22 protein-coding genes are annotated in these 24764 nt (G+C 71.7%); 20 read left to right on the top strand and 2 right to left on the bottom strand.

Going from position 1 to position 24764, the window contains the following annotated elements; genetic code table 11:
• The first annotated feature begins 147 nt into the window (after positions 1–147).
• From pgsA to KME79_RS03675, 20 genes are all read left to right on the top strand, one after another.
• Positions 148–750 (top strand): phosphatidylinositol phosphate synthase, encoded by a 603-nt coding sequence (gene pgsA, locus KME79_RS03770; protein WP_219543476.1) that lies wholly within the window; start codon positions 148–150, stop codon positions 748–750.
• Positions 747–1652 carry a phosphatidylinositol mannoside acyltransferase gene (locus KME79_RS03765; protein WP_219543327.1) on the top strand — a complete coding sequence of 302 codons (906 nt, stop codon included), beginning with the start codon at positions 747–749 and terminating at the stop codon, positions 1650–1652. Before pgsA ends, KME79_RS03765 begins: the two co-directional genes overlap by 4 nt.
• A complete protein-coding gene (locus tag KME79_RS03760; RefSeq protein WP_148031180.1) occupies positions 1649–2776 on the top strand; it encodes a glycosyltransferase family 4 protein in 1128 nt (375 codons plus the stop codon). The genes KME79_RS03765 and KME79_RS03760 overlap by 4 nt, the downstream gene beginning before the upstream one ends.
• Positions 2777–2784: 8 nt before the next feature.
• Positions 2785–3315 carry a LemA family protein gene (locus KME79_RS03755; RefSeq protein ID WP_219543475.1) on the top strand — a complete coding sequence of 177 codons (531 nt, stop codon included), beginning with the start codon at positions 2785–2787 and terminating at the stop codon, positions 3313–3315.
• Positions 3316–3377: 62 nt separating this feature from the next.
• Positions 3378–4394 carry a DUF3048 domain-containing protein gene (locus tag KME79_RS03750; protein ID WP_308248773.1) on the top strand — a complete coding sequence of 339 codons (1017 nt, stop codon included), beginning with the start codon at positions 3378–3380 and terminating at the stop codon, positions 4392–4394.
• A 112-nt stretch (positions 4395–4506) separates the two neighbouring features.
• On the top strand, positions 4507–5421 hold the full coding sequence (gene pdxS / locus KME79_RS03745; RefSeq protein ID WP_148031182.1) for a pyridoxal 5'-phosphate synthase lyase subunit PdxS: 915 nt from the start codon (positions 4507–4509) through the stop codon (positions 5419–5421).
• A gap of 209 nt (positions 5422–5630) precedes the next feature.
• Positions 5631–7310, top strand: coding sequence for an alkaline phosphatase D family protein (locus tag KME79_RS03740; RefSeq protein WP_219543326.1), 1680 nt, complete (start codon positions 5631–5633; stop codon positions 7308–7310).
• A gap of 798 nt (positions 7311–8108) precedes the next feature.
• Positions 8109–8981 (top strand): endonuclease/exonuclease/phosphatase family protein, encoded by an 873-nt coding sequence (locus KME79_RS03735; RefSeq protein ID WP_219543325.1) that lies wholly within the window; start codon positions 8109–8111, stop codon positions 8979–8981.
• Positions 8982–9043: 62 nt separating this feature from the next.
• Positions 9044–9622 carry a pyridoxal 5'-phosphate synthase glutaminase subunit PdxT gene (gene pdxT, locus KME79_RS03730; RefSeq protein ID WP_148031185.1) on the top strand — a complete coding sequence of 193 codons (579 nt, stop codon included), beginning with the start codon at positions 9044–9046 and terminating at the stop codon, positions 9620–9622.
• A 3-nt stretch (positions 9623–9625) separates the two neighbouring features.
• Positions 9626–10378, top strand: coding sequence for a YebC/PmpR family DNA-binding transcriptional regulator (locus KME79_RS03725; RefSeq protein WP_148031186.1), 753 nt, complete (start codon positions 9626–9628; stop codon positions 10376–10378).
• 205 nt (positions 10379–10583) lie between these two features.
• Complete coding sequence (locus KME79_RS03720; RefSeq protein ID WP_219543324.1) at positions 10584–12389, top strand: carbohydrate ABC transporter permease; 1806 nt, start codon at positions 10584–10586, stop codon at positions 12387–12389.
• 11 nt (positions 12390–12400) lie between these two features.
• On the top strand, positions 12401–13567 hold the full coding sequence (locus tag KME79_RS03715) for a GNAT family N-acetyltransferase (protein ID WP_308248772.1): 1167 nt from the start codon (positions 12401–12403) through the stop codon (positions 13565–13567).
• An 84-nt stretch (positions 13568–13651) separates the two neighbouring features.
• The gene (gene ruvC, locus KME79_RS03710) at positions 13652–14182 is read left to right on the top strand and encodes a crossover junction endodeoxyribonuclease RuvC (protein WP_219543472.1); all 531 of its coding nucleotides are present in this window, start codon (positions 13652–13654) and stop codon (positions 14180–14182) included.
• The gene (gene ruvA, locus KME79_RS03705; RefSeq protein ID WP_219543323.1) at positions 14179–14799 is read left to right on the top strand and encodes a Holliday junction branch migration protein RuvA; all 621 of its coding nucleotides are present in this window, start codon (positions 14179–14181) and stop codon (positions 14797–14799) included. The genes ruvC and ruvA overlap by 4 nt, the downstream gene beginning before the upstream one ends.
• Positions 14800–14851: 52 nt before the next feature.
• Entirely contained in the window at positions 14852–15883 is a 1032-nt protein-coding gene (gene ruvB, locus KME79_RS03700; protein WP_219543322.1) for a Holliday junction branch migration DNA helicase RuvB, read from the top strand.
• 219 nt (positions 15884–16102) lie between these two features.
• Positions 16103–16447, top strand: coding sequence for a preprotein translocase subunit YajC (gene yajC / locus KME79_RS03695; protein WP_246639244.1), 345 nt, complete (start codon positions 16103–16105; stop codon positions 16445–16447).
• 34 nt (positions 16448–16481) lie between these two features.
• Positions 16482–18272: a protein translocase subunit SecD gene (gene secD, locus KME79_RS03690; RefSeq protein WP_261808501.1), complete on the top strand. Its 1791-nt coding sequence runs from the start codon at positions 16482–16484 to the stop codon at positions 18270–18272.
• A 1-nt stretch (position 18273) separates the two neighbouring features.
• Positions 18274–19260 (top strand): protein translocase subunit SecF, encoded by a 987-nt coding sequence (secF, locus tag KME79_RS03685; protein ID WP_148031191.1) that lies wholly within the window; start codon positions 18274–18276, stop codon positions 19258–19260.
• A gap of 141 nt (positions 19261–19401) precedes the next feature.
• Positions 19402–19920, top strand: a complete 519-nt coding sequence (locus KME79_RS03680) for an adenine phosphoribosyltransferase (protein ID WP_148031192.1) — start codon at positions 19402–19404, stop codon at positions 19918–19920.
• Positions 19921–20108: 188 nt separating this feature from the next.
• A complete protein-coding gene (locus tag KME79_RS03675) occupies positions 20109–22301 on the top strand; it encodes a RelA/SpoT family protein (RefSeq protein ID WP_148031193.1) in 2193 nt (730 codons plus the stop codon).
• Between the two features lie 10 nt (positions 22302–22311).
• Here KME79_RS03675 and KME79_RS44525 read toward each other — a convergent pair whose 3' ends face one another.
• Both KME79_RS44525 and KME79_RS03665 read right to left on the bottom strand, forming a co-directional pair.
• Positions 22312–23403, bottom strand: coding sequence for a cupin domain-containing protein (locus KME79_RS44525; protein WP_246639243.1), 1092 nt, complete (start codon positions 23401–23403; stop codon positions 22312–22314).
• A 93-nt stretch (positions 23404–23496) separates the two neighbouring features.
• Positions 23497–24726, bottom strand: coding sequence for a DUF349 domain-containing protein (locus KME79_RS03665; protein WP_219543321.1), 1230 nt, complete (start codon positions 24724–24726; stop codon positions 23497–23499).
• Between the last annotated feature and the right edge of the window lie 38 nt (positions 24727–24764).

Genomic DNA, 24764 nt, shown 5'->3' with positions numbered 1-24764 from the left:
GTTTGCGTGCCAACGCCGCGCCCGCGCGGGGAGTGAGAAAACCGCATGGACGCGGTGTGTTCACCAAATACCCATGTGGCGGATATCACAAGGGGGCCGGGGCAAAGAAAGTGGCCGGTGCCGGGATGGCCTACGATCGACATCGCGATGCTGAAACTCCTGCGCCCGGCCGTGACCCGGCTACTCACCCCGTTGGGCAGGGCACTGGTCCGCCGCGGGATCGGCCCGGACGCCGTCACGGCGATCGGCACTCTCGGCACGGTGGTCTCCGCCCTGTTCTTCTTCCCTATGGGCCTGCTCACCGCCGGAGCCCTGGTGATCACCGTGTTCGTGCTGTTCGACCTGCTCGACGGCGTGGTGGCGCGGCTCGGCGGGGGAGGGGGCAGCACGTGGGGGGCGTTCCTCGACTCCACGCTCGACCGGGTCGCCGACGCGGCCATCTTCTCCGGGCTGATCCTCTACTTCATCGCCGACGGTGACGCCCTGCTGGCGGGCGTGACGCTGTTCGCCCTGGTGGCGGGCCTGCTGGTGTCCTACGCGAAGGCGCGGGCCGAAGGGCTCGGGCTGACCTGCGACGTGGGGCTGGCCGAGCGTCCCGAGCGGCTGGTGGTGGTCCTGGTCGCCGCCTGCTTCTCAGGGCTGGGGGTGCCCTACCTGCTGGCGGCCGGCATGTGGTTGCTCGCGGCGGCCGGAGCCGTCACCGTTGTACAGCGCGTGGTCCATGTCCACCGGCAGACGAGGGAGCGATGAGCGGCAAGCCGTCAGTCACCGATCGCGTCGTCGCCGCGGGGTTCGCGGCGGGCTGGACGCTGGTCCCCTACCTGCCCGAACGCCCGACGGCCGCGGCGTTCGGGTTCCTGGCCGACCGGGTGTGGCGGCGGCGCGGCAGGTCGGTGCGCCGCCTGGAGGCCAACCTGGCCAGGGTGACCGGGCTGCGGCCCGGCAGCGGCGAGCTCGGCGAGCTCACCAGGGCCGGCATGCGGTCCTACTTCCGCTACTTCCACGAGATCTTCCGGCTGCCCTCCATCGACCGCGCGGAGATCGTCCGGCGCACCCACGTGGTCGGCGCCGAACACGTCCACGGCAACGTCGCCGCGGGCCGCGGCGTGGTGCTGGCGCTGCCCCACATGGGCAACTGGGACGCCGCGGGCGCCTGGCTGGTCGGCGTCGGCCATCCGTTCACCACCGTGGCGGAGCGGCTGCGGCCCGAGTCGCTGTTCCGCCGCTACGTGCGCTTCCGCGAAGGGCTGGGCATGGAGGTGCTGCCGCTGACCGGCGGCGACGGCCACAACTTCGGCACCCTCGCCTCCCGGGTGCGCAAGGGCGGCGTGGTGTGCCTGCCGGCCGAGCGCGACCTCACCAAGAGCGGCGTCGAGGTGCAGTTCTTCGGCGCGACCACCAAGGTGCCTGCCGGCCCGCCGCTGCTGGCCGTGCAGACCGGCGCCGCGCTGCTGCCCGCCGTCGTCTACTTCGACGGCGCCGACTGGGGCATCCACATCCACGAGGAGGTGCCGGTGCCCGAGGAGGGCACCCGCCAGGAGAAGGTCGCGGCCGTGGCGCAGGGCCTGGCAGACGTCTTCGAGAAGGGCATCGCCGAACACCCCGAAGACTGGCACATGCTGCAGCGCCTGTGGCTGGACGACCCGCGGTGAGGATCGGCATCGTCTGCCCCTACTCGTGGGACGTGCCCGGCGGTGTCAAGCAGCACGTCGACGACCTGGCCCAGGCGCTCATGGCGCAGGACCACGAGGTCTCCGTCATCGCGCCTGCCAGTGACGACGACGAGCTTCCCGGCTATGTGACGGGCGCCGGCCGCGCGGTGCCGGTGCCCTACAACGGGTCGGTGGCCCGGATGTCTTTCGGCTTCCTGTCGGCCGCCCGGGTGCGCCGCTGGGTGCGCAACGGCCGCTTCGACGTGCTCCACATCCACGAGCCGCTGATCCCCAGCCTGGGCGTGCTGGCCTGCTGGGCGGCGAAGGGGCCGATCGTGGCCACCTTCCACGCCTCCTTCACCCGCTCCCGGGCGATCGCGATGGCCGAGCCGCTGTTGCAGAGCGCGCTGGAGAAGCTGAGCGGCCGCATCGCGGTCTCCGACGCCGCCCGCAAGAGCCTGGTCGAGCAGTTCGGCGGCGACACCGTGGTGATCCCCAACGGCGTGACCGTCAGCCGCTACACCGACGCCGAGCCGCTCGACGGCTGGGGGCCCGGCGGCGCCACGATCGGCTTCCTCGGCCGCATGGACGAGGAGCGCAAGGGCCTGCCGATCCTGCTCGACGCCTTCAACCTGCTGGCGGCCGAGCGGCCCGACGTCAAACTGCTGATCGCCGGGCCCGGCGACACCGGCGACGTCTACGACCGGGTGCGCAAGGAGTTCCGCGACCGGGTGACCGTGCTCGGCATGGTGAGCGAGGCCGACAAGATCCGCGCCTACCACTCGGTCGACGTGTTCTGCGCGCCCAACACCCGCGGCGAGAGCTTCGGCATCGTCCTCGCCGAGGCCATGGCCTCCGGCGCGACGGTGCTGGCCAGCGACATCCCGGCGTTCCGCAAGGTGCTCGGCGAGGGCCAGGCCGGCGCGCTGTTCGCCAACGGCGACCCGGCCTCGCTGGCGCGCGAGGCGGGCGCGCTGCTCGACGCGCCGGACCGGCGGGCCAAGCTCGCCGAGGAGGCCCTGGTCGCGGTCATGAAGTACGACTGGTCGACGGTCGCGCGTGACGTGGTGCGCGTCTACGAGACGGTGACGGCGGCCGGCGCCGGCGTGGAGGAAGACCTGTGACACCCACGATGATCGTCCTGGTCGTGGGCATCGTCGTGGTGCTCACGGCCGTCTACATCTCCTGGCGGGCGGGCCGCCTGGACCGGCTGCACATCCGGCTGGAGCTGGCCCGCGAGGCGCTGGAGGCGGCGCTGGTGCGGCGGCGGGCCGTGGTGCTGGAGCTGGCAGGCTCCCGGCTGCTCGACCCGGCGACCTCGCTGGTGCTGGCGGCGGCCGCGCACGAGGCCAGGATGGCCGGCCCCGAGGAGCGCGAGCACGCCGAGAGCGACCTGTCGGGGGCGCTGCGCGCGGTGGTGGACCAGGAGCGGTTCAGGGAGAGGCTGGGCGAGTCGCCCGGCGGCCAGGACCTGCTGGAGGAGCTGGACGCCGCGGTGGCCAAGGTGGTCTACTCGCGCCGCTTCTACAACAACGCGGTCGCGGTCACGCGGGCGGCGCAGCGGCGGTGGCTGGCGCGCACGCTGCGCCTGGCGGGTCATACGGAGTATCCGCAATTCTTCGAGATCGATGACAATCCGCCCGCGACGATGGCAACTGAATGACCCGGTTTGAGGGAGACCGGTAAGCTTCCATCCGTTCTGGGCAAAAGCGGAGGAGTGTACAGGTGCGGCTACCCCGGATGATCACCGTGACGCTGGCCGGGCTGGCTGTTCTGCTCCCCGTCACGGCCTGCTCGTCGGACGAGCCCGCGGGGGGCGCCGCCCCGCAGGCCAGCGAGCCGGCCACGCCGACCGAGGAGCCGACGCCGGAGAACCTGCATCCCTTCACCGGGCAGCCCGCCGACAAGATGAAGCCGGTGCTCGCCGTCAAGATCGAGAACACCGCGGCGGGCAAGCCGCAGATGGGTCTCAAGAGCGCCGACATCGTGTACGTCACGCAGGTCGAGGCCGGCCTGACCCGCCTGATCGCGGTCTTCTCCTCGAAGATCCCGGCCAAGATCGGGCCGGTCCGCAGCGCCCGCATCACCGACCTGCACGTGGCGCCCATGTTCGGCGAGCCCGCGTTCGCGTACTCGGGCGCGCAGACCAAGATGCTGCCGTTCATCGCCGAGGCGTCGCTGCACGACGTCTCCGACAGCCGGGTGCCCGGCGCCTACTACCGCGAGCCCGGCCGCTACGCCCCCTACAACCTGTTCGCCAGGCCCAAGAAGCTGCTGGCCGCCGCCCGCCAGGCGAGCAAGGCCGGCGACATCGGCTTCACCTTCGGCGACCCGCCCGCGGAGGGCGGCGTCGACCGCACGTCGTACACCGTCAAGTGGCCCGCCGCCCGCTTCACCTTCCGCTGGTCGGAGGACGAGAAGCAGTGGCTGATCTGGCAGGACGGCAAGAAGGACGTGGCGGCGGAGGGCGGCCAGCTCGGCGCGTCCACGGTCGTCATCCAGTACACCAAGACCGAGCGCTCCGAGTTCCACGACTCCAACCAGAGCTACACCCCGCTGGTGAAGACCGTCGGCAAGGGCTCGGCCATCGTGCTGCGCGACGGCAAGGCGTACAAGGCGAGGTGGGAGCGGGAATCCGAAGAGGGCGGCACGACGTTCACCACACAGAGCGGCGAGCCGATGAACTTCGCGCCCGGTCAGGTCTGGGTGGCGCTCGCCAGCCGCAAGCCCGTGACGCCGTGACGTACAAAACTCCGCGCCATTCGTGACATGGTGGCATGCGGGGGAGAAGTGCCTCAGGACCTACGATGGGTTTGAAAACTTACCGTTCCCCCCTAGCTCGTGAGGAAGACCGTTGTCCACCAGCACGCCCGAAACCCCGTCGACCACCGGCACCGGCACCGCCCGCGTCAAGCGAGGCATGGCGGAGATGCTCAAGGGTGGCGTCATCATGGACGTCGTCACCCCCGAGCAGGCGAAGATAGCCGAGGACGCCGGTGCGGTCGCCGTCATGGCCCTGGAGCGCGTGCCCGCCGACATCCGCGCGCAGGGCGGCGTCTCCAGGATGAGCGACCCCGACATGATCGACGGGATCGTCAACGCCGTCTCGATCCCCGTCATGGCCAAGGCCCGCATCGGCCACTTCCTCGAGGCGCGGGTGCTGCAGTCGCTCGGCGTCGACTACGTCGACGAGTCCGAGGTGCTCACCCCGGCCGACTACGCCAACCACATCGACAAGTGGCAGTTCACGGTGCCCTTCGTGTGCGGCGCCACCAACCTGGGCGAGGCCCTGCGCCGCATCACCGAGGGCGCGGCCATGATCCGCTCCAAGGGCGAGGCCGGCACCGGCGACGTCTCCAACGCCGTCACCCACATGCGCACCATCCGCGGCGAGCTCAAGCGCCTCGCCTCGCTGCCCGAGGACGAGCTGTACGTCGCCGCCAAGGAGCTGCAGGCCCCGTACGAGCTGGTCGCCGAGGTGGCCAAGGCCGGCAAGCTGCCGGTCGTGCTGTTCACCGCGGGCGGCATCGCCACACCGGCCGACGCCGCGATGATGATGCAGCTCGGCGCCGAGGGCGTGTTCGTCGGCTCCGGCATCTTCAAGTCGGGCGACCCGGCCAAGCGCGCCGCCGCCATCGTCAAGGCCACCACCTTCCACGACGACCCCGACGTCATCGCCAAGGTCTCGCGCGGCCTGGGCGAGGCCATGGTCGGCATCAACGTCGACGAGATCCCGCAGCCGCACCGCCTGGCCGAGCGCGGCTGGTAACCGGCGCGTCGCACCCCGTGTCCGGGCCCGCCGGATGAGACGATCTTGTCCGGCGGGTGACCCGTACAGTGGGTGCTTATTTCCGAGAATGGCGACATCCGCGAAGGATGTCGCCATTTTTGTGTTGATCGGCGTTCACTCGGGAGTCAGGATCACCAGTCAGGATACGGACGTCCCCCTGGCCATGATCGCCTCCTCAGGAGCCTCCCATGCCCGAGCTCAACCGCCGGCACTTCCTCGTCACCGGTCTGGCGGCCGGCGCGGCCGCCGCCGTGCCCGCCGCCGTCCCCGCCGCCGCGCACGCGGACCCAGGGACCGCGCAGGCCCTCGCCTCACGCGATCCGCGCACCGATCCCTTCACCCTCGGCGTCGCCTGCGGCGACCCCGGCAGCGACGGCTTCGTGCTGTGGACCAGGCTCGCCCCGCAGCCGCTGGCCGAGGACGGCCTCGGCGGCATGCCGGCCCGGCCCGTCCAGGTGCGCTGGCAGGTGTACGCCGACGAGCGCTGCCGCCGCCCGGTCCGCTCCGGCGTCGCCGTCGCCGCGCCGGAATGGGGTCACAGCGTGCACGTCGAGCTGGACGGCCTCAGCGCCGGACGCGACTACTGGTACCGCTTCCGCGCCGGCCCGTACGTCTCGCCTGTCGGGCGCGCCCGCACCGCGCCGCACCCGCACTCCTACGGCGGCCCGCTGGCGATGGCCTTCGTCTCCTGCAGCCAGTACGAGCACGGCTACTTCACCGCCTACCGCAGGCTCGCCGAGGAGCACCCCGACCTCATCCTGCACCTGGGCGACTACCAGTACGAGTACGCCAGGAACAGCTACGAGGCCCCCGGCGGCAACGTCCGCGACCACGAGGGCCCGGAGACCGAGACCCTCGCCGACTACCGGCTCCGGCACGCCCAGTACAAGACCGACCCCGACCTGCGGGCCGCGCACGCCGCCGCGCCGTGGCTGGTCGTCTGGGACGACCACGAGGTGGACAACAACTGGGCCGGCGAGATCCCCGAGCGCCCCGACCGGCCGCAGCCGGACTTCCTCGCCCGGCGCGAGGCCGCCTTCCGCGCCTACTACGAGAACATGCCGCTGCGCCGCGACTCCATCCCGCGCGGCGTCGACATGCAGCTGTTCCGGCGGGTGCGGTGGGGCCGGATGGCCACCTTCCACATGCTCGACACCCGCCAGTACCGCGACGACCAGGGCTGCGGCGACGGCTACCGCGACTGCCCCGACGCCACCGACCCCGCCAGGTCCATCACCGGCGCCCGGCAGGAGGAGTGGCTGCTCGACGGCTTCCGCCGCTCCGGCGCCCAGTGGGACGTCCTCGGCCAGCAGGTGTTCTTCGCCCAGCGCGACAACAACGCCGGCCCCGCCAAGGTCACCAGCCAGGACGCCTGGGACGGCTACGTCGCCTCCCGGCGGCGCATCACCCAGGGCTGGATCGACGCCGGCGTGCGCAACCCGGTCGTGCTCACCGGCGACGTGCACGCCCACTGGGCCGCCGACCTCAAGCTCGACTACGACGACCCGACCGGGCCCTCGGTCGGCTCCGAACTCGTCGCCACCTCCATCACCAGCGGCGGCGACGGCGCCGACTCCGACCCCGCCACGCACCCCTTCCTGGGCATCAACCCCCACCTGCGCTTCTACAACAACCAGCGCGGCTACGTGATCACCCGGGTCGAGCGCGAGCGGCTCACCGCCGACTTCAAGGTGGTGCCGACCGTACGCGAGCCCGGCGCGGAGGCGCACACCAAGGCCACCTTCGTGATCGAGGACCGGGTCCCGGGCGTCCAGCAGACCTACCTGCGCCCGCTCGACCCGTCGGCCCGCTCCAGCGGCCAGATGACGGCCGAGGACACCGTCCGCTGGGAAACCGAACGCCCGTAACCTCCTGGGGGTGGAACCTCGCCCCCAGCCCTCCTCTCCCGGAGACGGCTACCCGCGTGGCGATCCCAGACCCTCGCCTCTGAGGTCCTCCCAGGAGGTGGGATGCCGCACTCCGCAAGGTGGTGCCGACCGTACGCGAACCCGGCGCGGAGGCGTACACCAAGGCCACCTTCGTGACGACCGGATCCCGGGCGCTCGCCCGTGCGGCCGGGGGCTGGCCCCCACGGGTCCTGAGCGCGGCGTTCCCTCCAACGCGGATTCCCAACGCCGGCCCGTGAGGCCTGAGGTCTGTTACCCGCAGATCCTGAGCGCGGCGTTCTCCGCCGACGCGGATCCCAGAGCCTCGCCCGTGAGGTCCTCCAGGAGGTGGGATCGCCCCGTGGCGCTCGCGCGCGAGGTGGGGGTTTTCGGGTCTGGCGCGTCACGCTCGCGCGGGGAGGGTTCTCGGGCCGCGGACGGTTGTGATGACCGCGTGAGGTGGAGTTTTGGGGCGCGTTGTGATGGTGCGCGCAGGAGGTGGGCTGGGACCGCAGTTGTGACGTCCGTGCCAAGGCGGGGTTTTCGGGCCTTGGCTGGTGACACTCGCGCGAGACTAGGTTTTCCCGACTCTGGTTCGTGACGTTCGTGTCGGGGGTTCGCGGACTCTCGCTCGTGGCGTCGTCCCGGAAGCGGGACTTGCGGGTCTCGCCCGGTGACGGGGCCGGGGGGTTCCCAGGTTCCGTTTCGCCGGGGTGGGGCTGGGTTGCTGTCTGCTCGTACGGGATCCGCGGGAGTCTGGCCATCTGGTTGGATGCGTTCGTGGTCGCACGGCTGATCCTCACGCTGGCCCTGACCGTCACGGGCGTCGCGGCGGACGGGCGGGTCCGGTTGTCGGCGCTCAGTTGGAACGTGTGCGCGGGCACGAACGCGGCGTGCGCCCTCTACCGGGCCGGAGCCCAGGAGCTGGCCTGGAACATCAGCGGGCACGTGATCGGCGCCCCCGTCCGCCCGGACGTGATCTTCCTGCAGGAGTTCTGCTCCGGCGCGACCCACACCCTCGAACGCACGCTGGAGATCCGCACCGGCCGCGCCTGGACGGTCGGCTCCTGGAGCCTGCTGGACTCCGCCGGCGTCCCGTACCCGTGCCATCCCGACCGCCTCGGCCGCCCGCGCGGCGCGCAGAGCGTCGCCGTCGCCGTCGCCCGCCACGACGCCGACTTCCGCGTCCACCCGCTGCCCTCCCCGCCCTGGTACGTACGCCGCGCCGTCCTCTGCGCCACCGTTCGGGCCATCCGCGTGCACGCCTGCAACACCCACCTGTCGGCCGGCACCCCGTATGACGACAGGCAGCCGGGCGCCCCCTACCGCACCAAACAGATAAGAAGGCTGCTCGACGTCGCCGCCAAGGAGGGCCACCGGGCCGTCTTCGGCGGCGACCTGAACGCCGCGCCGCCGGACAGCCGCACCGGCGCCGCCGCCGGCCGCCGCGCGGTCGCCCCCGCCTACCGGCGTCACCAGGAGTGCGACCAGCGCGGCGGCGACCGCACCGGACGATGGACGCACCTGGGCAGCGGCAGGCGCAAGAAACTCGACTACGTGTTCGCGCCGCCCGGCGCCGTCCGCCGCTGCCACGTCGGCCACGGCGTCACGCTCTCCGATCACCGGCCGCTCTACGCCGAACTGGCTCTGTAGGAAGATGTCAGGTATGTGCGGTGTTGAACGGACGACACCCTGAAGCTGACGGAAGGACGACCGTGCCCGAAATCGGGGTACTCGCTCTGCAAGGCGACGTGCGTGAGCATGTGCGCATGCTCCAGGAGGCGGGCGCCGAGGCCCGCCCCGTGCGCCGGCCGGCCGAGCTCGACGCCGTCGACGCCCTGGTCATCCCCGGCGGCGAGTCGACCACCATGTGGAAGCTCGCCGAGACCTTCGACATGCTCGAACCGCTGCGGATGCGGGTCAAGGAAGGCATGCCCGCCTACGGCTCGTGCGCCGGCATGATCATGCTGGCCGACCGCATCGAGGACGGTGTCGCCGGCCAGCAGACGATCGGCGGCATCGACATGGTGGTCAGGCGCAACGCCTTCGGCCGCCAGGTCGACTCCTTCGAGGCCGGCCTCGACTTCGCCGGCGCCCCCGTGCACGCCGTCTTCATCCGCGCCCCCTGGGTCGAATCGGTCGGGCCGGGAGTCGACGTGCTGGGGCGGGCCGAGCCTGGGGATAGGATCGTCGCGGTCCGACAGGGGCCGTTGCTCGCGACGTCGTTCCATCCCGAGCTGACGGGAGACACGCGCGTGCACCGATACTTCGTAGACATGGTGAGGGAGCTATAGGCGATGTCCGGCCACTCCAAATGGGCGACGACGAAGCACAAGAAGGCCGCGCTCGACGCCAAGCGCGGCAAGCTGTTCGCGAAGCTCATCAAGAACATCGAGGTGGCGGCCAGGACTGGGGGGCCTGACCCGGATGCCAACCCCACGCTGTTCGACGCGATCTTCAAGGCGAAGAAGAACTCGGTCCCCAACGACAACATCGAGCGGGCCCGCAAGCGTGGCGGCGGCCTGGAGGCCGGCGGCGCCGACTACCAGGTCATCATGTACGAGGGCTACGCCCCCGGCGGCGTCGCGGTGCTCATCGAGTGTCTGACCGACAACCGCAACCGCGCCGCCTCGGAGGTCCGGGTCGCGCTGACCCGCAACGGCGGCTCGCTGGCCGACCCCGGCTCGGTGTCCTACATGTTCAACCGCAAGGGCGTCGTGATCGTGCCCGGCGACGGGCTCGACGAGGACACCGTGCTCATGGCCGTGCTCGACGCGGGCGCCGAGGAGGTCAACGACCTGGGCGAGTCGTTCGAGGTGGTGTGCGAGGCGGGCGACCTGGTGCCGGTGCGCAAGGCGCTGCAGGACGCCGGCATCGACTACGACTCGGCCGACTCCAGCTTCCTGCCGACGATGAGCGTGCCTCTCGACGAGGAGGCCGCCAAGAAGGTGTTCCGGCTCATCGACGCGCTCGAGGACAGCGACGACGTGCAGAACGTCTACGCCAACTTCGACGTCTCCGACGAGGTCATGGAGAAGCTCGACGCCTGACGGGCCGCCGTCGCGAGCCTGCTCCTCGCGGGCGCTCAGCGCGCCGTCGCGCGGAGGCGGGCGCGTCGTCCGGCCTGGGTAGCCGAGGGCTCACAGCGTGCCGTCAGCGGCTTCCTGAGGGCCGTCCCAGGGGGGCGTCGTTCCCGCTCGGCACGTTCCCGGACGCGTAGCAGGGCGGGCCGGAATCGGCATAGGGTCGGGCGTCGTGACCTCCCGCACTCCTGACTCTCCGGCCCCGGTGCTGGGCTGGCTGCTCCTCATGCCGGCCGTGCTGGGCATGCTGATCACCTTGCTCCTGCCCACGGTCCTGACGATCGGCTTCAGCCTGCGCTCGGGCGGGCTCGTGGGGCCGAGCGCGTCCGCCGGGCTCGGCAACTACGGCCGGCTGCTCGGCGACGACTCGTTCTGGCCGGCGCTCGGCTTCACCCTGTCGGTGACGATCATGCCGCTGCTCGTCGCCCTGGTGGTCGCGCCGCTGCTGGCGCTCGCCCTCGACCGGGGCGGCGCCTGGGTCAGGCGGGCCGGGCGCATCCTGCTGTCGCTGTCCCTGGTGACCTTCGCGCCGGCCGCCGTCGCCGTCTCCTGGCTGCGCGGGCTCCGGCCGGACGCCGAGGGCCTGACGGCCATGGCACGCTCCCTCGCCGAACCGGCGACCGCCCCGGGAACGCTCCGGCTCATCGTCGCCGCGGCCACCTTCGGCGTGGTGTGCGCGCTGGCCGTCCTGGCGTTCCTGCCCGCCCTGCGCGGCGGCACCGTCACCCCGGCCATGCTCGCGGTCGCCGGGATCGTCGCGCTCGCCACCGTCGCGGCGGGGCTGCAGTTGTTCACGCTCGGGCTGGTGCTGACCGGGGGCGGGCCGCGCGACTCCACTCAGACACTCGCGCTCCTGCAGTACACGTTCACCTGGCGGGCGGCCAGGCTGGGCATGGGAGCCGCGATCGCCACCCTGACGGGCGTGATCCTCGGCGTGCTCGGCATCGCCGCCACGATCCTCGCGATCGCCACCCGCATGCGCCTCACCGTGACCCCCGCCACCGCTCCGGACGAGGATCACTCCGCGCGGGCTCCCGCGGCGGGCCCAGGCAGTCCGTACTTCCAGGCCCAGCCGCAGGACGCCGGGCTCGCGACCGGGCTGCCCGGCCAGCCGCCGGGCGCGGGCATCCCGTACGGTGCCGCGCCCCCTCCGGGCAACCCGTACGCGCCGGGCGCCCCGTACGAGACCGGGGCCGGGAAGCCGGACACCGCCCGGAAGCCCTCGGCGGCGGGCATGGCCGTCGGGGTGGCCGCGCTGCTCGTGGCGACCGTCCTCGTCTTCCTGTGGAGCAGGCCCTGGCTGTCCGCCCTTCTCCAGCCGGCGGAGGCGAGCGCGCCCCACGGGCGGAACGTGCACCTGAACACCTGGCTGCCCGCCTTCGCCGGCGCGCTGGTCTCCGTCGGCGTCGCCTATCTCGGCGCGCTCGGCATCGGCGGCCTGCGCCCGCTGGGCAGGCGCAGCGAGTGGCTGCTGCTGCCGTTCGCCCCCTGGCTGTTCGTCGGCGCGGGCCCGCTCAGCATCGCCAACTGGAACACCCTGCGCGGCCTCGGTCTCGTCGACACCGTCGCCGCCCTCGTGCCACCGCTGCTCGTCAGCGTGCCCGCCCTGGTCATCCTCACCCTGCTCTGCAAAGGCCTGGCCGAGCGCAACACCGGCGACCTGCTCTCAGGCGTCGTCAGGCCCTCGTTCCCGATGGCCTGCGTCCTGGTCGTCGCCGTCACGCTGGTGAACGCCCAGGACCTGCTCTGGCCGCTCCTGGTCACCCAGCAGCCGGACCTGGCCACCGCGCCGCTCGCCCAGTTCATGGCGTCGAGCCAGTTCCCCGGCGGCGGCGCCGACGTGGGTCTCGCCACACCGCTGATCGCGATCGTGCTCGCGCTCGCCGCCGCCGTCGCGGCGCAACTGCTGTACCTGGACCGGCTCGCCCTCACCGTCGGGCGCGATATCGGGTCGCGGGAGCACGGCACGGATGCTTAGGTTGGACGGTTGTGGACATTCGTGACCTGACGGCCGACGACCTCGACGCCGTGCTCGACCTTCGCAAGCGCGCCTTCGGCCCCATCCCCGCCGGACACGTGGAGACCTTCCGCAAGCTGGTGCACCCGACCCTGGCCGCGGGCCGCTACCTGGGCGCCTTCGACGGCGGCCGGATGGCGGCCGCCGCCCGGCTGCGGCCCTTCACCCAGTGGTGGCACGGCAGGCCGCAGCCCATGTCCGGCGTCGCCGGCGTGACCGTCAGCCCGGAAGACCGCGGGCGCGGCGTCGGCAGCCTCATCATGCGCGCCGTGATCGAGCGGGCCGCCGCGCTCGGCGACGCCGTGTCGGCGCTCTATCCCGCCACCACCCCCATCTACCGGTCGCTCGGCTACGAGCACGCGGGCGCCCAGAACCTGATGACCCTGCCCGCCGAGGCGCTGCGCACGATCCCGCCCGGCAAGGACGTCAAGCTCCGCCGGATGGGGCCCGACGACGCCGCCGAGGTCATCGCCCTGCTGCACCGGCTGCACGGCGCCGCCCGCGCCAGCGGCCCCATCACGTACGGGGAGGACATCTGGCGGCTGTGGCTGTCCGAGGAGGACGACTTCCTCTACCTGGCCGACGACGGGTTCGCCGTCTACCGGTGGGACGGCCAGGACATCGAGGTGGACGGCGTGGTCGCCGGCTCCGCCGACACCGCCAGGGCGCTGTGGTCGCTGGTCGGCACGTCCTCGTCGGTCGCCAAGCAGGTCAAGGCCGTGGTCGCGCCCGACGACCCGGTGCTGTGGCTGCTGCGCGAGCGGTCGAAGGAGAAGACCGAGCAGGTGCGGTGGATGTTCCGGGTCATCGACCTGGTGGAGGCGGTGGCGCGCCGGGGCTATCCGGCCGCGGTCGGAGCCGCCGCCGTCGTCCGGGTGGATGACCCGCTGCGGGCGGGCAACGCGGGCTTGTGGCGCCTGGAGTTCGCGGACGGCTCGGGCGCCGCCACCTGGCTCGGCCAGGCGGACGCCGCCGGGGAAGACGCGCCCGTGCTGAGCGTGAACGCCTTCTCGGCCCTGTACGCGGGCATCCCCACCGCCACGCTGCGGCGCGGCGGGCTCATGACCGGCGACGAGCGGCACGACGAGGTGCTCGACGCCGCGTTCGCCGCTCGCCCGTACATGCTCGACTACTTCTGACAGGCGTTTCCCGGTGCGCGAGCAGGCCGGGCGGGGTAGAGTCTCGTGCCGAACTAGTGTTCGGCGGGGCGGGGAGGCATGCCGGTGCGGGTGGTGGGCGTCGATCCGGGGCTGACCCGGTGCGGCCTGGGAGCCGTCGAGGGGCGCCCGGGCGCGCCGCTCAGCCTGGTGGCCGTCGGGGTGGTCCGCACCGCCGCCGGCGACGAGCTGGGCGCCCGGCTCGTCGGCATCGAGGCCGGCATCGAGCAGTGGCTCGACGACGTGCGCCCCGACGCCGTCGCGGTCGAGCGGGTCTTCGCCCAGCACAACGTCCGCACCGTCATGGGCACCGCCCAGGCCGCCGGCATCGCGGTGCTGTGCGCCGCCCGCCGCGGCCTGCCGGTCGCGCTCCACACGCCGTCCGAGGTCAAGGCCGCCATCACCGGCAGCGGCACCGCCGACAAGAAGCAGATCGGCGCCATGGTCACCCGGCTGCTGCGGCTGAGCGAGATGCCCAGGCCGGCCGACGCCGCCGACGCGCTGGCGCTGGCCATCTGCCACGTGTGGCGCGGCGGCGCCCAGCACCGCCTGGCCGAGGCCGTCGCCCGCGCCTCGCGGAAGGGCGTGCGGCCGTGATCGCCTCCGTGACCGGCCGGGTGGCCGCCGTCGCCCCCGACGCGGCCGTCGTCGAGGTCGGCGGCGTCGGCGTCCTCGTCCACTGCACGCCAGGCACCCTCGCCACGCTCAGGACCGGGCAGGAGGCGCGCCTGGCCACCTCGCTCGTGGTGCGCGAGGAGTCGCTCACCCTGTACGGTTTCGCGACCGACGACGAGCGGGCCGTCTTCGAGCTGCTCCAGACGGCCAGCGGCGTCGGCCCCAAGCTCGCCCTGGCCATGCTCGCCGTCCACTCCCCGCAGGCCCTGCGCGTGGCCGTGGCCGGAGCCGACCTCAAGGCGCTCACCCAGGTGCCGGGCATCGGCCAGAAGGGCGCCCAGCGCATCGTCCTGGAGCTGAAAGACCGCCTGGGCGCCTCCCCGGAGGCGGTCGACGCCGCGCTCAACGGCTCGCGCAAGGACACCCTGTGGCGCGAGCAGGTCCACTCGGGGCTGGTCGGGCTGGGCTACTCCGGCAAGGACGCCGACGAGGCCGTCGCCGCCGTCGAGCCCCAGGCGGAGGCCGACCTGGCCGCCGGCCGCGCGCCGCAGATCGCCGCCCTCCTGAAGGCCGCGCTCCGGGCGCTGAGCGTCCGATGACCCGCCACCCCGCGGGCGTGGGCCCGTCCCGATCCCCGGCGGAGGTGGTGTCGTGACGTTCGAGCGGGAGCTCGTGTCGCCCGACGCCGACGGCGAGGAGCGGCAGATCGAGGCGGCGCTGCGGCCCAAGCGGCTGGCGGAGTTCATCGGCCAGGCCCGGGTGCGCGAACAACTGTCACTGGTGCTGGAGAGCGCGCTGCGGCGGCAGCGGCCGCCCGACCACGTGCTGATGAACGGGTCGCCGGGGCTCGGCAAGACGACCCTCGCCATGATCATCGCGGCTGAGCTGAGCGCGCCGCTGCGCATCACGTCCGGCCCCGCGCTGGAGCGCGCCGGCGACCTGGCGGCCATCCTGTCGACGCTGGGCGAGGGCGAGGTGCTGTTCATCGACGAGATCCACCGGATGGCCCGCCCCGCCGAGGAGATGCTCTACATGGCGATGGAGGACTTCCGCGTCGACATCGTCGTCGGCAAGGGGCCCGGCGCCACCGCCATCCCGCTCGACATCGCCCCGTTCACGCTCGTCGGCGCCACCACCCGGGCCGGCCTGCTGCCGGCGCCGCTGCGCGACCGGTTCGGGTTCACCGCCCACATGGACTTCTACGAGACCGGCGAGCTGGAGCAGGTGCTGCGCCGCTCGGCCGCGCTGCTCGCCGTCGAGCTGCCCGACGACGCCGCCAACGAGATCGCCAGGCGCTCGCGCGGCACCCCCCGCATCGCCAACCGGCTGCTGCGCCGCGTGCGCGACTACGCCGACGTGCGCGCCGGCGGCGTGGTCGACCGCGCGGTGGCCGCCAGGGCGCTGGAGCTGTACGAGGTCGACGGCGAGGGGCTCGACCGGCTCGACCGGGCGGTGCTCGGCGCGCTGCTGCGCAAGTTCGGCGGCGGCCCCGTCGGCCTGTCCACCCTCGCCGTGTCCGTGGGGGAGGAGCCGGAGACCGTCGAGGTGGTGGCCGAGCCGTTCCTGGTGCGGCAGGGCCTGATCGCGCGCACCCCGCGCGGCCGGGTCGCCACCGCCGCCGCCTGGACGCATCTCGGCATGACACCACCGCCCGACGCGTTCGGTGCCGGACCCTCCACCTGATCACGAATCGGTTGCAACCATTGCGAATCGGGAACTTCCCCGCGCGCCGAAACGCTGCCTCGTTGCCGCGTTTCGCAACAAGCGCCTACACTCCGTGGCTTGGCTGGCTGTGTAGGCTGATGCGCTGAGCGGCGCCGCCCGCAACCGCGGAATTTCCGGCGGGAAGCCGGTGTCAACTCACTGTACGACGATGGAAGGTCGCCCCTGATGGACCAACTCATGAGCATCGCGCCGCTGATCCTTCTGGTGGTGGTGTTCTACTTCCTGCTGATTCGCCCGCAGCGCAAGCGCCAGCAGGAGGCGATCCAGATGCAGAACTCGTTGACGCCGGGCACTCGTGTCATGACGACGACAGGCCTGTTCGGCACCGTCGTCGCGGTGGACAATGAGGATGTCGTCCTCGAGATCGCGCCCAACATCGAGACGCGCTGGGTCAAGGCCGCCATCGGCCGTATCGTCACGCCGGGTGACCCGGTGGCCGACGAGCCCATCGCCGACGAGCCGGCCGACGGTGACACGAGCGCGGAGCACAACGACGACCAGGACTCCCGCAAGAAGTCCTGAACCCATGACCCCAATCCGAAAGAACTGACGACCAGTGGCCCGACCGACCAGCAGCCACAGCAAGCCGGGGCGAACGCTCCTGCTGCTCCTGGCGCTCATCCTCGCCCTGGGCGGGACGATGTTCTTGCAGAAGGCGTTCACGCCGAAACTAGGACTCGATCTCGCCGGCGGTACGACGGTGACACTGTCACCGGTCACCCAGGACGGTGCCTCTCCTCCTGAGGAGATCCTCGACCGCGCGGTCAACATCATCCGCGACCGGGTCAACGGCACCGGCATCTCCGACGCCGAGGTCGCCAAGTCAGGCGACAACATCATCATCTCCATCCCGGGCGTCGGGCAGAGCGAGGCCATCAAGCTGGTCGCCACCACTGCGGAGCTCCGCTTCCGGCAGGTCCTGGCGATGGAGATGACTCCGATCGCGCAGGAACAGCTCGCCACCGAGGCGCCCAGTCCGGACGTCTCCCCGACGGCGTCGACGGCCCCGTCGTCGACGCCGTCGGTCGCGCCGAGCCAGTCGGCCAGGCCGCAGCCTTCGGGGTCACCGTCAGTCTCTCCGACCGGGAAGGCGCTCTCGTCGGCGCTGACCGACCCGGCGCCGTCGACTTCCCCGACTCCCTCTCAGGGCGACAGGGGCAACAGGGACAAGAAGTCGACACCGTCGCCGTCAGCGACCGACGAGCCCGCACCAGATCCCAACGCGCAGACCCCCAACCCGCAGATCGACACCAAGGGCATCGACCCGGCCGTGCTCAAGCAGTACGCCGCGCTCGACTGCACCGACCCGAAGAACCGAGGCCAGGGAGTCCAGGACGACCCCGGCAAGCAGTACGCCGCGTGTGAGTCCAACGGCAGCTTCAAGTACGTCCTCGACGTAGCCAAGGTCGTCGGCACCGACATCAGTACCGCCACAGCCGGAGTCCAGCAGGGCACCACCGAATGGGTGGTCCAGCTCGACTTCAAGAGCGCCGGCGCCCAGGAGTGGAGCAAGCTCACCTCCACCGCCTACAACTCGCAGGAACCGCGCAACAAGGTCGCGGTGGTCCTCGACGGCGTCGTCATCACCGCTCCCAACATCATCAGCCCGATTCCCGGCGGCCGCGCCGAGATCACCGGCCAGTTCGACCAGCAGTCCGCCACCGAACTCGCCGAGCAGCTCAAGTACGGCGCGCTTCCGCTGAAGTTCGAGCGCAGCTCCATCGACACGGTCTCCTCGACGCTCGGCCAGGACCAGCTCCAGGGCGGCCTCATCTCCGGCGTCATCGGCCTGGCCCTCGTGGTCGTCTACTGCCTGCTCTACTACCGCGGCCTCGGCATCGTGGCCGTGCTGAGCCTCGTCGTCGCCTCGATCCTGACCTACACCGCGGTGGTCGTGCTGGGGCAGAACGCCGGTTTCCGGCTCTCTCTGCCGCACATCATCGGCCTGGTGGTCTCCATCGGCATCACCGCCGACTCTTTCATCGTGTACTTCGAACGCATACGCGACGAGATGAAGGAGGGCAGGCGGACTCTCCGCGCGGCCGTCGAAGTGGCCTGGGTCCGCGCCCGGCGCACGATCCTGATCGCCGACGCCGTCATGTTCATCGCCGCGATCGTGCTCTACCTGCTGTCGGTGGGCGGCGTCGCCGGCTTCGCCTTCGCGATGGGCCTGACCACGCTGATCGACGTCGTCGTGGTGTTCATGTTCACCAAGCCCTTCATCGCGCTGCTGGCCAGACTGAAGTTCTTCGCCAAGGGGCATCCGCTGTCCGGCCTGGACGCCGAGCGCATGAGCGTGGCCGACACCAGCGGATCCGTCCGCAAGACCACCCCGCGGGAGGCCTGAGATGGGACTGGGGCGACGCCTCTACCGGGGCGAGATCGACGTCGACTTCGTCGGGAAGTGGCGGCTGTGGTACAGCCTGTCCGCCATCCTGCTGGTGATCTCCTTCGCCGGCCTGCTCTGGAACGGGCTCAACCTGGGCGTCGAGTTCAAGGGCGGCTCGGTCTTCTCCTTCCAGCCGACGCAGACCGTCAGCGTCCAGGAGGTGCGCGAGACGTTCAGCGAGCAGGGCATCCACCAGCCGATCGTGCAGACCGCCGGCGACCGCTACCGCGTCACCACCGAGACGCTCGTCGAGAGCCAGAGCCTGCGGATGCAGGACGTGATCTCCAAGGAGTTCGGCACCCCCGTCGAGCAGGTCAACGTGCAGTCGATCGGCGCCTCGTGGGGCGGTGAGGTCTCCACCAAGGCGCTGTGGGGCCTGGTCGCGTTCATGGTGGCGATCATCGCCTACCTGTCGATGGCGTTCGAGCCGAAGATGGCGCTCGCCGCGATCGTCGCGCTGCTGCACGACCTCGTCATCACGGCCGGCGTCTACGCCTGGTCCGGGTTCGAGGTCACGCCGGCGACGCTGCTGGGCTTCCTGACCATCCTGGGTTACTCGCTCTACGACGCGGTCGTGGTGTTCGACATGATCAAGGAGGTCACGGCCAAGCTCGGCACCACGTCGAAGCAGACCTACTCGATGGCCGCCAACGACGCGCTCAACCACACGCTGATCCGCTCGCTGAACACGTCGCTGGTCGCGATCCTGCCGGTGGCGGCGATCCTGTTCATCGGCACCACCGTGCTCGGCGCCGGCACGCTGAAGGACCTCGCGCTGGCCCTGTTCGTCGGCATGGTGGTCGGCACCTACTCGTCGATCTGCGTGGCCACGCCGCTGCTGGTGACGCTCAAGGAGCGGGAGCCGAAGTACCAGGCCATCGCCAGGAGGCTCGCCTCCACCGGTGGCGGCAAGGGCGCCAGGCGCGCCGCCGCGGCCAAGGGCTGACCTGTTCGCACGCGCCCCCGTCCCTCCCGGGCGGGGGCGCAGCCGTGGGGACGTCAGGGGCGGGGATGCGCCATCATGAAGCCCGGCGGACGCGGACCCCTCCACGTCGGCACCCACCTTGACCCCTCCGAGGAGCACCTCATGAGCGACCTGACCGCGCTGATCCTGGACCGCATCCGGGACGTGCCCGACTACCCCAAGCCCGGCGTGGTGTTCAAGGACATCACCCCGCTGCTCGCCGACCACGCCGTGTTCTGCGCCGTGGTGGACGCCCTGGCCGACGGGTTCGAGGCCGACAAGATCGTGGGCATCGAGGCGCGCGGCTTCATCCTGGCCGCGCCGGTGGCCTACCAGGAGGGTGCCGGCTTCGTACCTGTGCGTAAGAAGGGCAAACTGCCTGCCGCCGTGCTCGAAGAGTCCTACGATCTGGAATACGGTTCGGCGACCATCGAGGTGCACGACGACGCTTTCTCGCCCGGCGACCGGGTGCTCATCGTCGACGACGTGCTGGCCACGGGCGGCACGGCGGCGGCGGCGGTGGAGCTCGTGCGCAGGACGGGAGCCGAGGTGGTCGGCGTCTCCGTGCTGATGGAGCTCGCCTTCCTGAAGGGGCGCGAGCGCCTCACGGGAGTGGAGACCCGCTCCCTGCTGATCGTCTGAGGAGAGGACCCGAGGCGGTCCGGGTGCGTCGCCTGGATACACTGGGGATCTGGACTCGAACGTAAGGAGTCTGAGTGCCCCGTGATGTGGTCGTGCCCGACGTAACGGACGCGAGTGGTGCCGCCGCGCAAGCCGATGCCGCGCCGGCCGCACCCGCGGCGCGCCGTCGGCGGTTTGGGGGTGGGGCCATGAATCCGGTGCTGGAGCCGCTCTTCCGCACCGTCCGGGCCACCCACCCCAAGGCCGACCTGCGTGTCATCGAGCGTGCCTACGAGGTGGCGGCTCACCACCACCGCGACCAGAAGCGCAAGAGCGGCGACCCGTACATCACCCACCCGCTGGCGGTGGCGACGATCCTGGCCGAGCTCGGCACCGACGACGAGACGCTCTGCGCGGCCCTGCTGCACGACACCGTCGAAGACACCGCCTACGGCCTCGACGAGTTGCGCGGTGACTTCGGCGACACGATCGCCTCGCTGGTCGACGGCGTCACCAAGCTCGACAAGGTCAAGTTCGGCGACGCGGCCCAGGCCGAGACCGTGCGCAAGATGGTCGTGGCCATGTCGCGCGACATCCGGGTGCTGATCATCAAGCTGGCCGACCGGCTCCACAACATGCGCACGATGCGCTACCTGCCGGAGCACAAGCGCCACCAGAAGTCCCGCGAGACGCTGGAGATCTTCGCCCCGCTGGCCCACCGCCTGGGCATGAACACGATCAAGTGGGAGCTAGAAGATCTCGCCTTCGCCATGCTCTACCCCAAGCGCTACGACGAGATCGCGCGCATGGTGTCGGAGCGGGCGCCGCGGCGCGACCTGTTCCTGCAGGAGGTCATCGAGAAGGTCTCCGGCGACCTGCGCGAGGCCCGCATCAGGGCCGTGGTCAAGGGCAGGCCGAAGCACTACTACTCGGTCTACCAGAAGATGATCGCCCGCGACGTCGCCTTCGACGACATCTACGACCTGGTGGGCATCCGGGTCCTGGTCGACTCCGTACGCGACTGCTATGCGGCGCTCGGAACGATCCACGCGCGCTGGAACCCGGTCCCCGGCCGGTTCAAGGACTACATCGCGATGCCCAAGTTCAACATGTACCAATCGCTGCACACCACGGTGATCGGTCCTGAGGGCAAGCCGGTGGAGCTGCAGATCCGCACCCACGCCATGCACCACAGGGCCGAGTACGGCGTGGCCGCGCACTGGAAGTACAAGGAGGAGGTCGGCGGGCCCGGCCCCGTCGGCAAGGTCAAGCCCGGCAGCGACATGGCCTGGCTGCGCCAGCTCCTCGACTGGCAGAAGGAGACGGCCGACCCGGGCGAGTTCCTGGAGTCGCTCCGGTTCGACCTGTCGGTGTCGGAGGTCTACGTCTTCACCCCGAAGGGCCAGGTCATCGCCCTGCCCGAGGGCGGCACCCCGGTCGACTTCGCCTACGCGGTCCACACCGAGGTGGGCCACCGCTGCATCGGCGCCCGGGTCAACGGCCGGCTGGTGCCCCTGGAGTCGCGGCTGGGCAACGGCGACACGGTCGAGATCTTCACCTCCAAGTCGCCCGACGCCGGGCCCTCGCGCGACTGGCTGAAGTTCGTCAAGTCGGGCCGCGCCCGTAACAAGATCCGCCAGTGGTTCTCCAAGGAGCGCCGCGAGACCGCGATCGAGGCGGGCAAGGAGGCCATCGGCCGGGCGATGCGCAAGCAGGGCCTGCCGCTGCAGCGCCTGATGTCCGGCGAGGCGCTGCTGGCGCTCGCCCGTGACCTGCGCTACCCCGACGTGTCGGCGCTGTACGCGGCCGTCGGAGAGGGCCACACGGCCGCCCAGACGGTCGTGCAGAAGCTGGTGGCGTCCATCGGCGGCGTGGAGAGCGCCGAGGAGGACATCGCCGAGACCTCGCTGCCGACCCGGCTGCGCGGCCGCCCCAGGGGTGGAGGCGGCGCGGGCGTGGTGGTGGCGGGCGACGCCGACGTGTGGGTGCGGCTGTCGAAGTGCTGCACCCCCGTGCCCGGCGACGAGATCGTCGGCTTCGTCACCCGCGGCCACGGCGTCTCGGTCCACCGCTCCGACTGCACCAACATCCAGCAGCTCAGGTCGCAGCCCGACCGGCTGGTGGAGGTCAGCTGGTCACCCGGAGACGACAGCGTGTTCCTGGTGGCCATCCAGGTGGAGGCGCTCGACCGGCCCAGGCTGCTGTCCGACGTCACCCGTACGCTTTCCGACCAGCACGTCAACATCCTGAGCGCCTCCGTGACCACCTCGCGCGACCGGGTGGCCGTCAGCAAGTTCACCTTCGAGATGGGCGACCCCAAGCACCTGGGCCACGTCCTGAAGGCCGTGCGCGGCATCCAGGGCGTCTACGACGTCTACCGCGTCAGCGGCGCGGGCGGCTGAGGGGCCGCCGTCACCGCATCCGCAGGTCCGGCAGGTCGACCACGATCGCCTCCTGGGTGCTGCGGGCGATGACCACCACCGCCTCCTGCTCCGGGTCCGGGTTCTCCTCGCGGTGCGGGACGAACGGCGGCACGAACACGTAGTCGCCCGGCCCGGTCTCGATCCGCCGCTCCCCGCCGTCCTCCAGGAACACGAACACCGGCCTGCCGCTCACCACGTAGATGGCGGTCTCCGACTCGCCGTGATGGTGGTCGGCCGAGCGGGTCGCGGGCGCCACGTGCGTCTGGCCCATCCAGAGCCGCCGCGAGCCGGTGGTGGCGTCGCTGACCGCCGCCAGCCGGCGCATCCCCGCGCTCTGCGCCGTCGCCCCGGACAGGTCCTCAGGAGTGACGTGCCGCAGCGGACGGTGGAAGACGTCGCCGTCGGCCCGGTATCCCTCCCACAGGCGTCCACCGGCCCGCTCCAGCACCCCTGCGGCCACCGCCGCCAGCTCGCCGGGCGTCTCCCGTGCCTTCAGCAGCGCCTGGGCCAGGTCGGGGTCGTGCGCGCGCAGCTCACGCAGCAGCCACTTGCCGCCGCCCTGCCAGCGCCCGCCCAGCGACAGCGCCAGCCGCGCGGCCTCCTCGACCACGTTCCACTCGATGAACGCCCGCTCGCCCGGGTCGGTCACCCCGGCCAGATCGTCCAGCAGATCGGACAGCACGTAGCGGGCCCTGCCGAGCGCGGCGTCGTGCGGAGCGCCCGGGCCGCGCTCCAGCCGCCCTCTCAGCTCCTCCCTGAGCGCCTCCAGCCGCCCGCCACTCCGGTCGGCCAGCACGATCCCCTCGGCGCAGAGGCGGGCCAGCACGGGCTGCCGGCTGCCGAAGTCACGCTCCAGCCAGGCCCCGAAACTGGTCTGGCTGTGCACGAGCAGCTCGACCGGCCAGTCGTGCCGGCGCAGGGACTCCCGGTACGGTGCCGCGAGCCCGTCGACGACGACCAGGATGTCGAGGTCGGAGGTGGGGGTCCGGCGCCCGGCCGCCACGCTGCCGCCGAGCAGGGCGTACAGCGCCTCCGGGAACAGCTCGTCGACCAGGGCACGGGCCTCGCTCACAGGATCCATGGCGGCCACGATAGCCAACCGGGCACACCATGATCGAGACCTCCGGCTCGCCGGCCCCGCCTCCGCTGGGCAGGGACCGCGAGCCGGGCTCGGTCAGCTGAACTCGGCGAGCGTGCGCTCGGCCTCCTCCAGCCAGGCGCGGCGGGCCGTGATGGCCTCCTCCGCCTCCATGACGTCCTTGGCCCGTCCGGCCGCCTGCGCCTTGGCCAGGCGCTTCTCCAACTGCTCGATGGAGGTGCGCAGCTGGTCGACGGTGCTCTGGGCGCGGGCGCGGGCCTCGGGGTTGGAGCGCTTCCACTCGGCGTCCTCGGCCTTGCGCACGGCCTCGTCGACCTTGCGCAGCCCGCCTTCCAGGCGGTCGCGGTGCTCGCGGGGCACCGGGCCGGCCGCCTCCCAGCGCTCCAGGATGTGGCGGAGCTGGCCCCTGGCGGTGCGCACGTCGGTGACCGGGAGCAGCTTCTCGGCCTCGATCAGCAGCTCCTCCTTCACCTGCGCGTTGGCGGCGAGCGAGGCGTCACGCTCGGCGAACACCGCCGAGCGGGCCTGGAAGAACTGGTCCTGGGCGGCCTTGAAGCGACCCCACAGCTCGTCCTCGACCTCCCTGGAGGCCCGGCCGGCGCTCTTCCAGCGCTGCATCAGATCCCGGTAGACGGCCGCGGTCTGCCCCCAGTCGGTGGAGTCGGCGATCGCCTCGGCCTCGGCGACGATGGCCTCCTTGGTGGCACGCACACCCTCGCGCTGCTCGTCGAGGGTGGCGAAGTAGGCCTTGCGCCGCTTGGCGAAGGCGGTGCGGGCGGTCGACAGGCGCTTCCACAGCTGCGCCTCCGTCACCCTGTCGATCCGGTCGGCGGCCTTCCACTCCTCGACGAGCTGGCGCAGCCGCTCGCCGCCGGACTTCCAGTGGGTGGTCTCCTCGGCGATGCGCTCGGCCTCGGCGACGATCCGCTCCTTGACGGCCCTGGCCTCGGCGCGGGCGACCTCGCGCGCCGCCTTCAGCTCCTCGCGGCGCTGCGCGACCAGCGCGGTCAGCCCGTCGAGCCGGGCCGTCAGCGCGCCGAGGTCACCGACGGCGTGCGCGTCGGCCACGGCCTCGCGCAGCTTGACGATGCTCGCCTCGGCCTGCGCGGGCGCCAGGTCGGTGCCGCGCACCCGCTGCTCCAGCAGCTGGACCTGGCCCGCCAGCTCGTCGTACTTGCGATGGAAGTAGGCCAGCGCCTCTTCGGGTTCGCCGGCCTGCCAGGACCCGACGGCCCGCTCTCCCTCAGCCGTTCGCACGTAGACGGTGCCGTCGTCGTCTACCCGGCCCCACGGGTCGGTGCTCACCGTGTCCTCCCGCACTTTCCATCAGACCCTTCGGGACT

This window comes from Nonomuraea harbinensis (assembly GCF_019396385.1).
Lineage (GTDB): Bacteria > Actinomycetota > Actinomycetes > Streptosporangiales > Streptosporangiaceae > Nonomuraea > Nonomuraea ferruginea.
The sequence above is the reverse complement of the archived record's forward strand: the minus strand, read 5'-3'. Positions and strand labels throughout refer to the sequence as shown.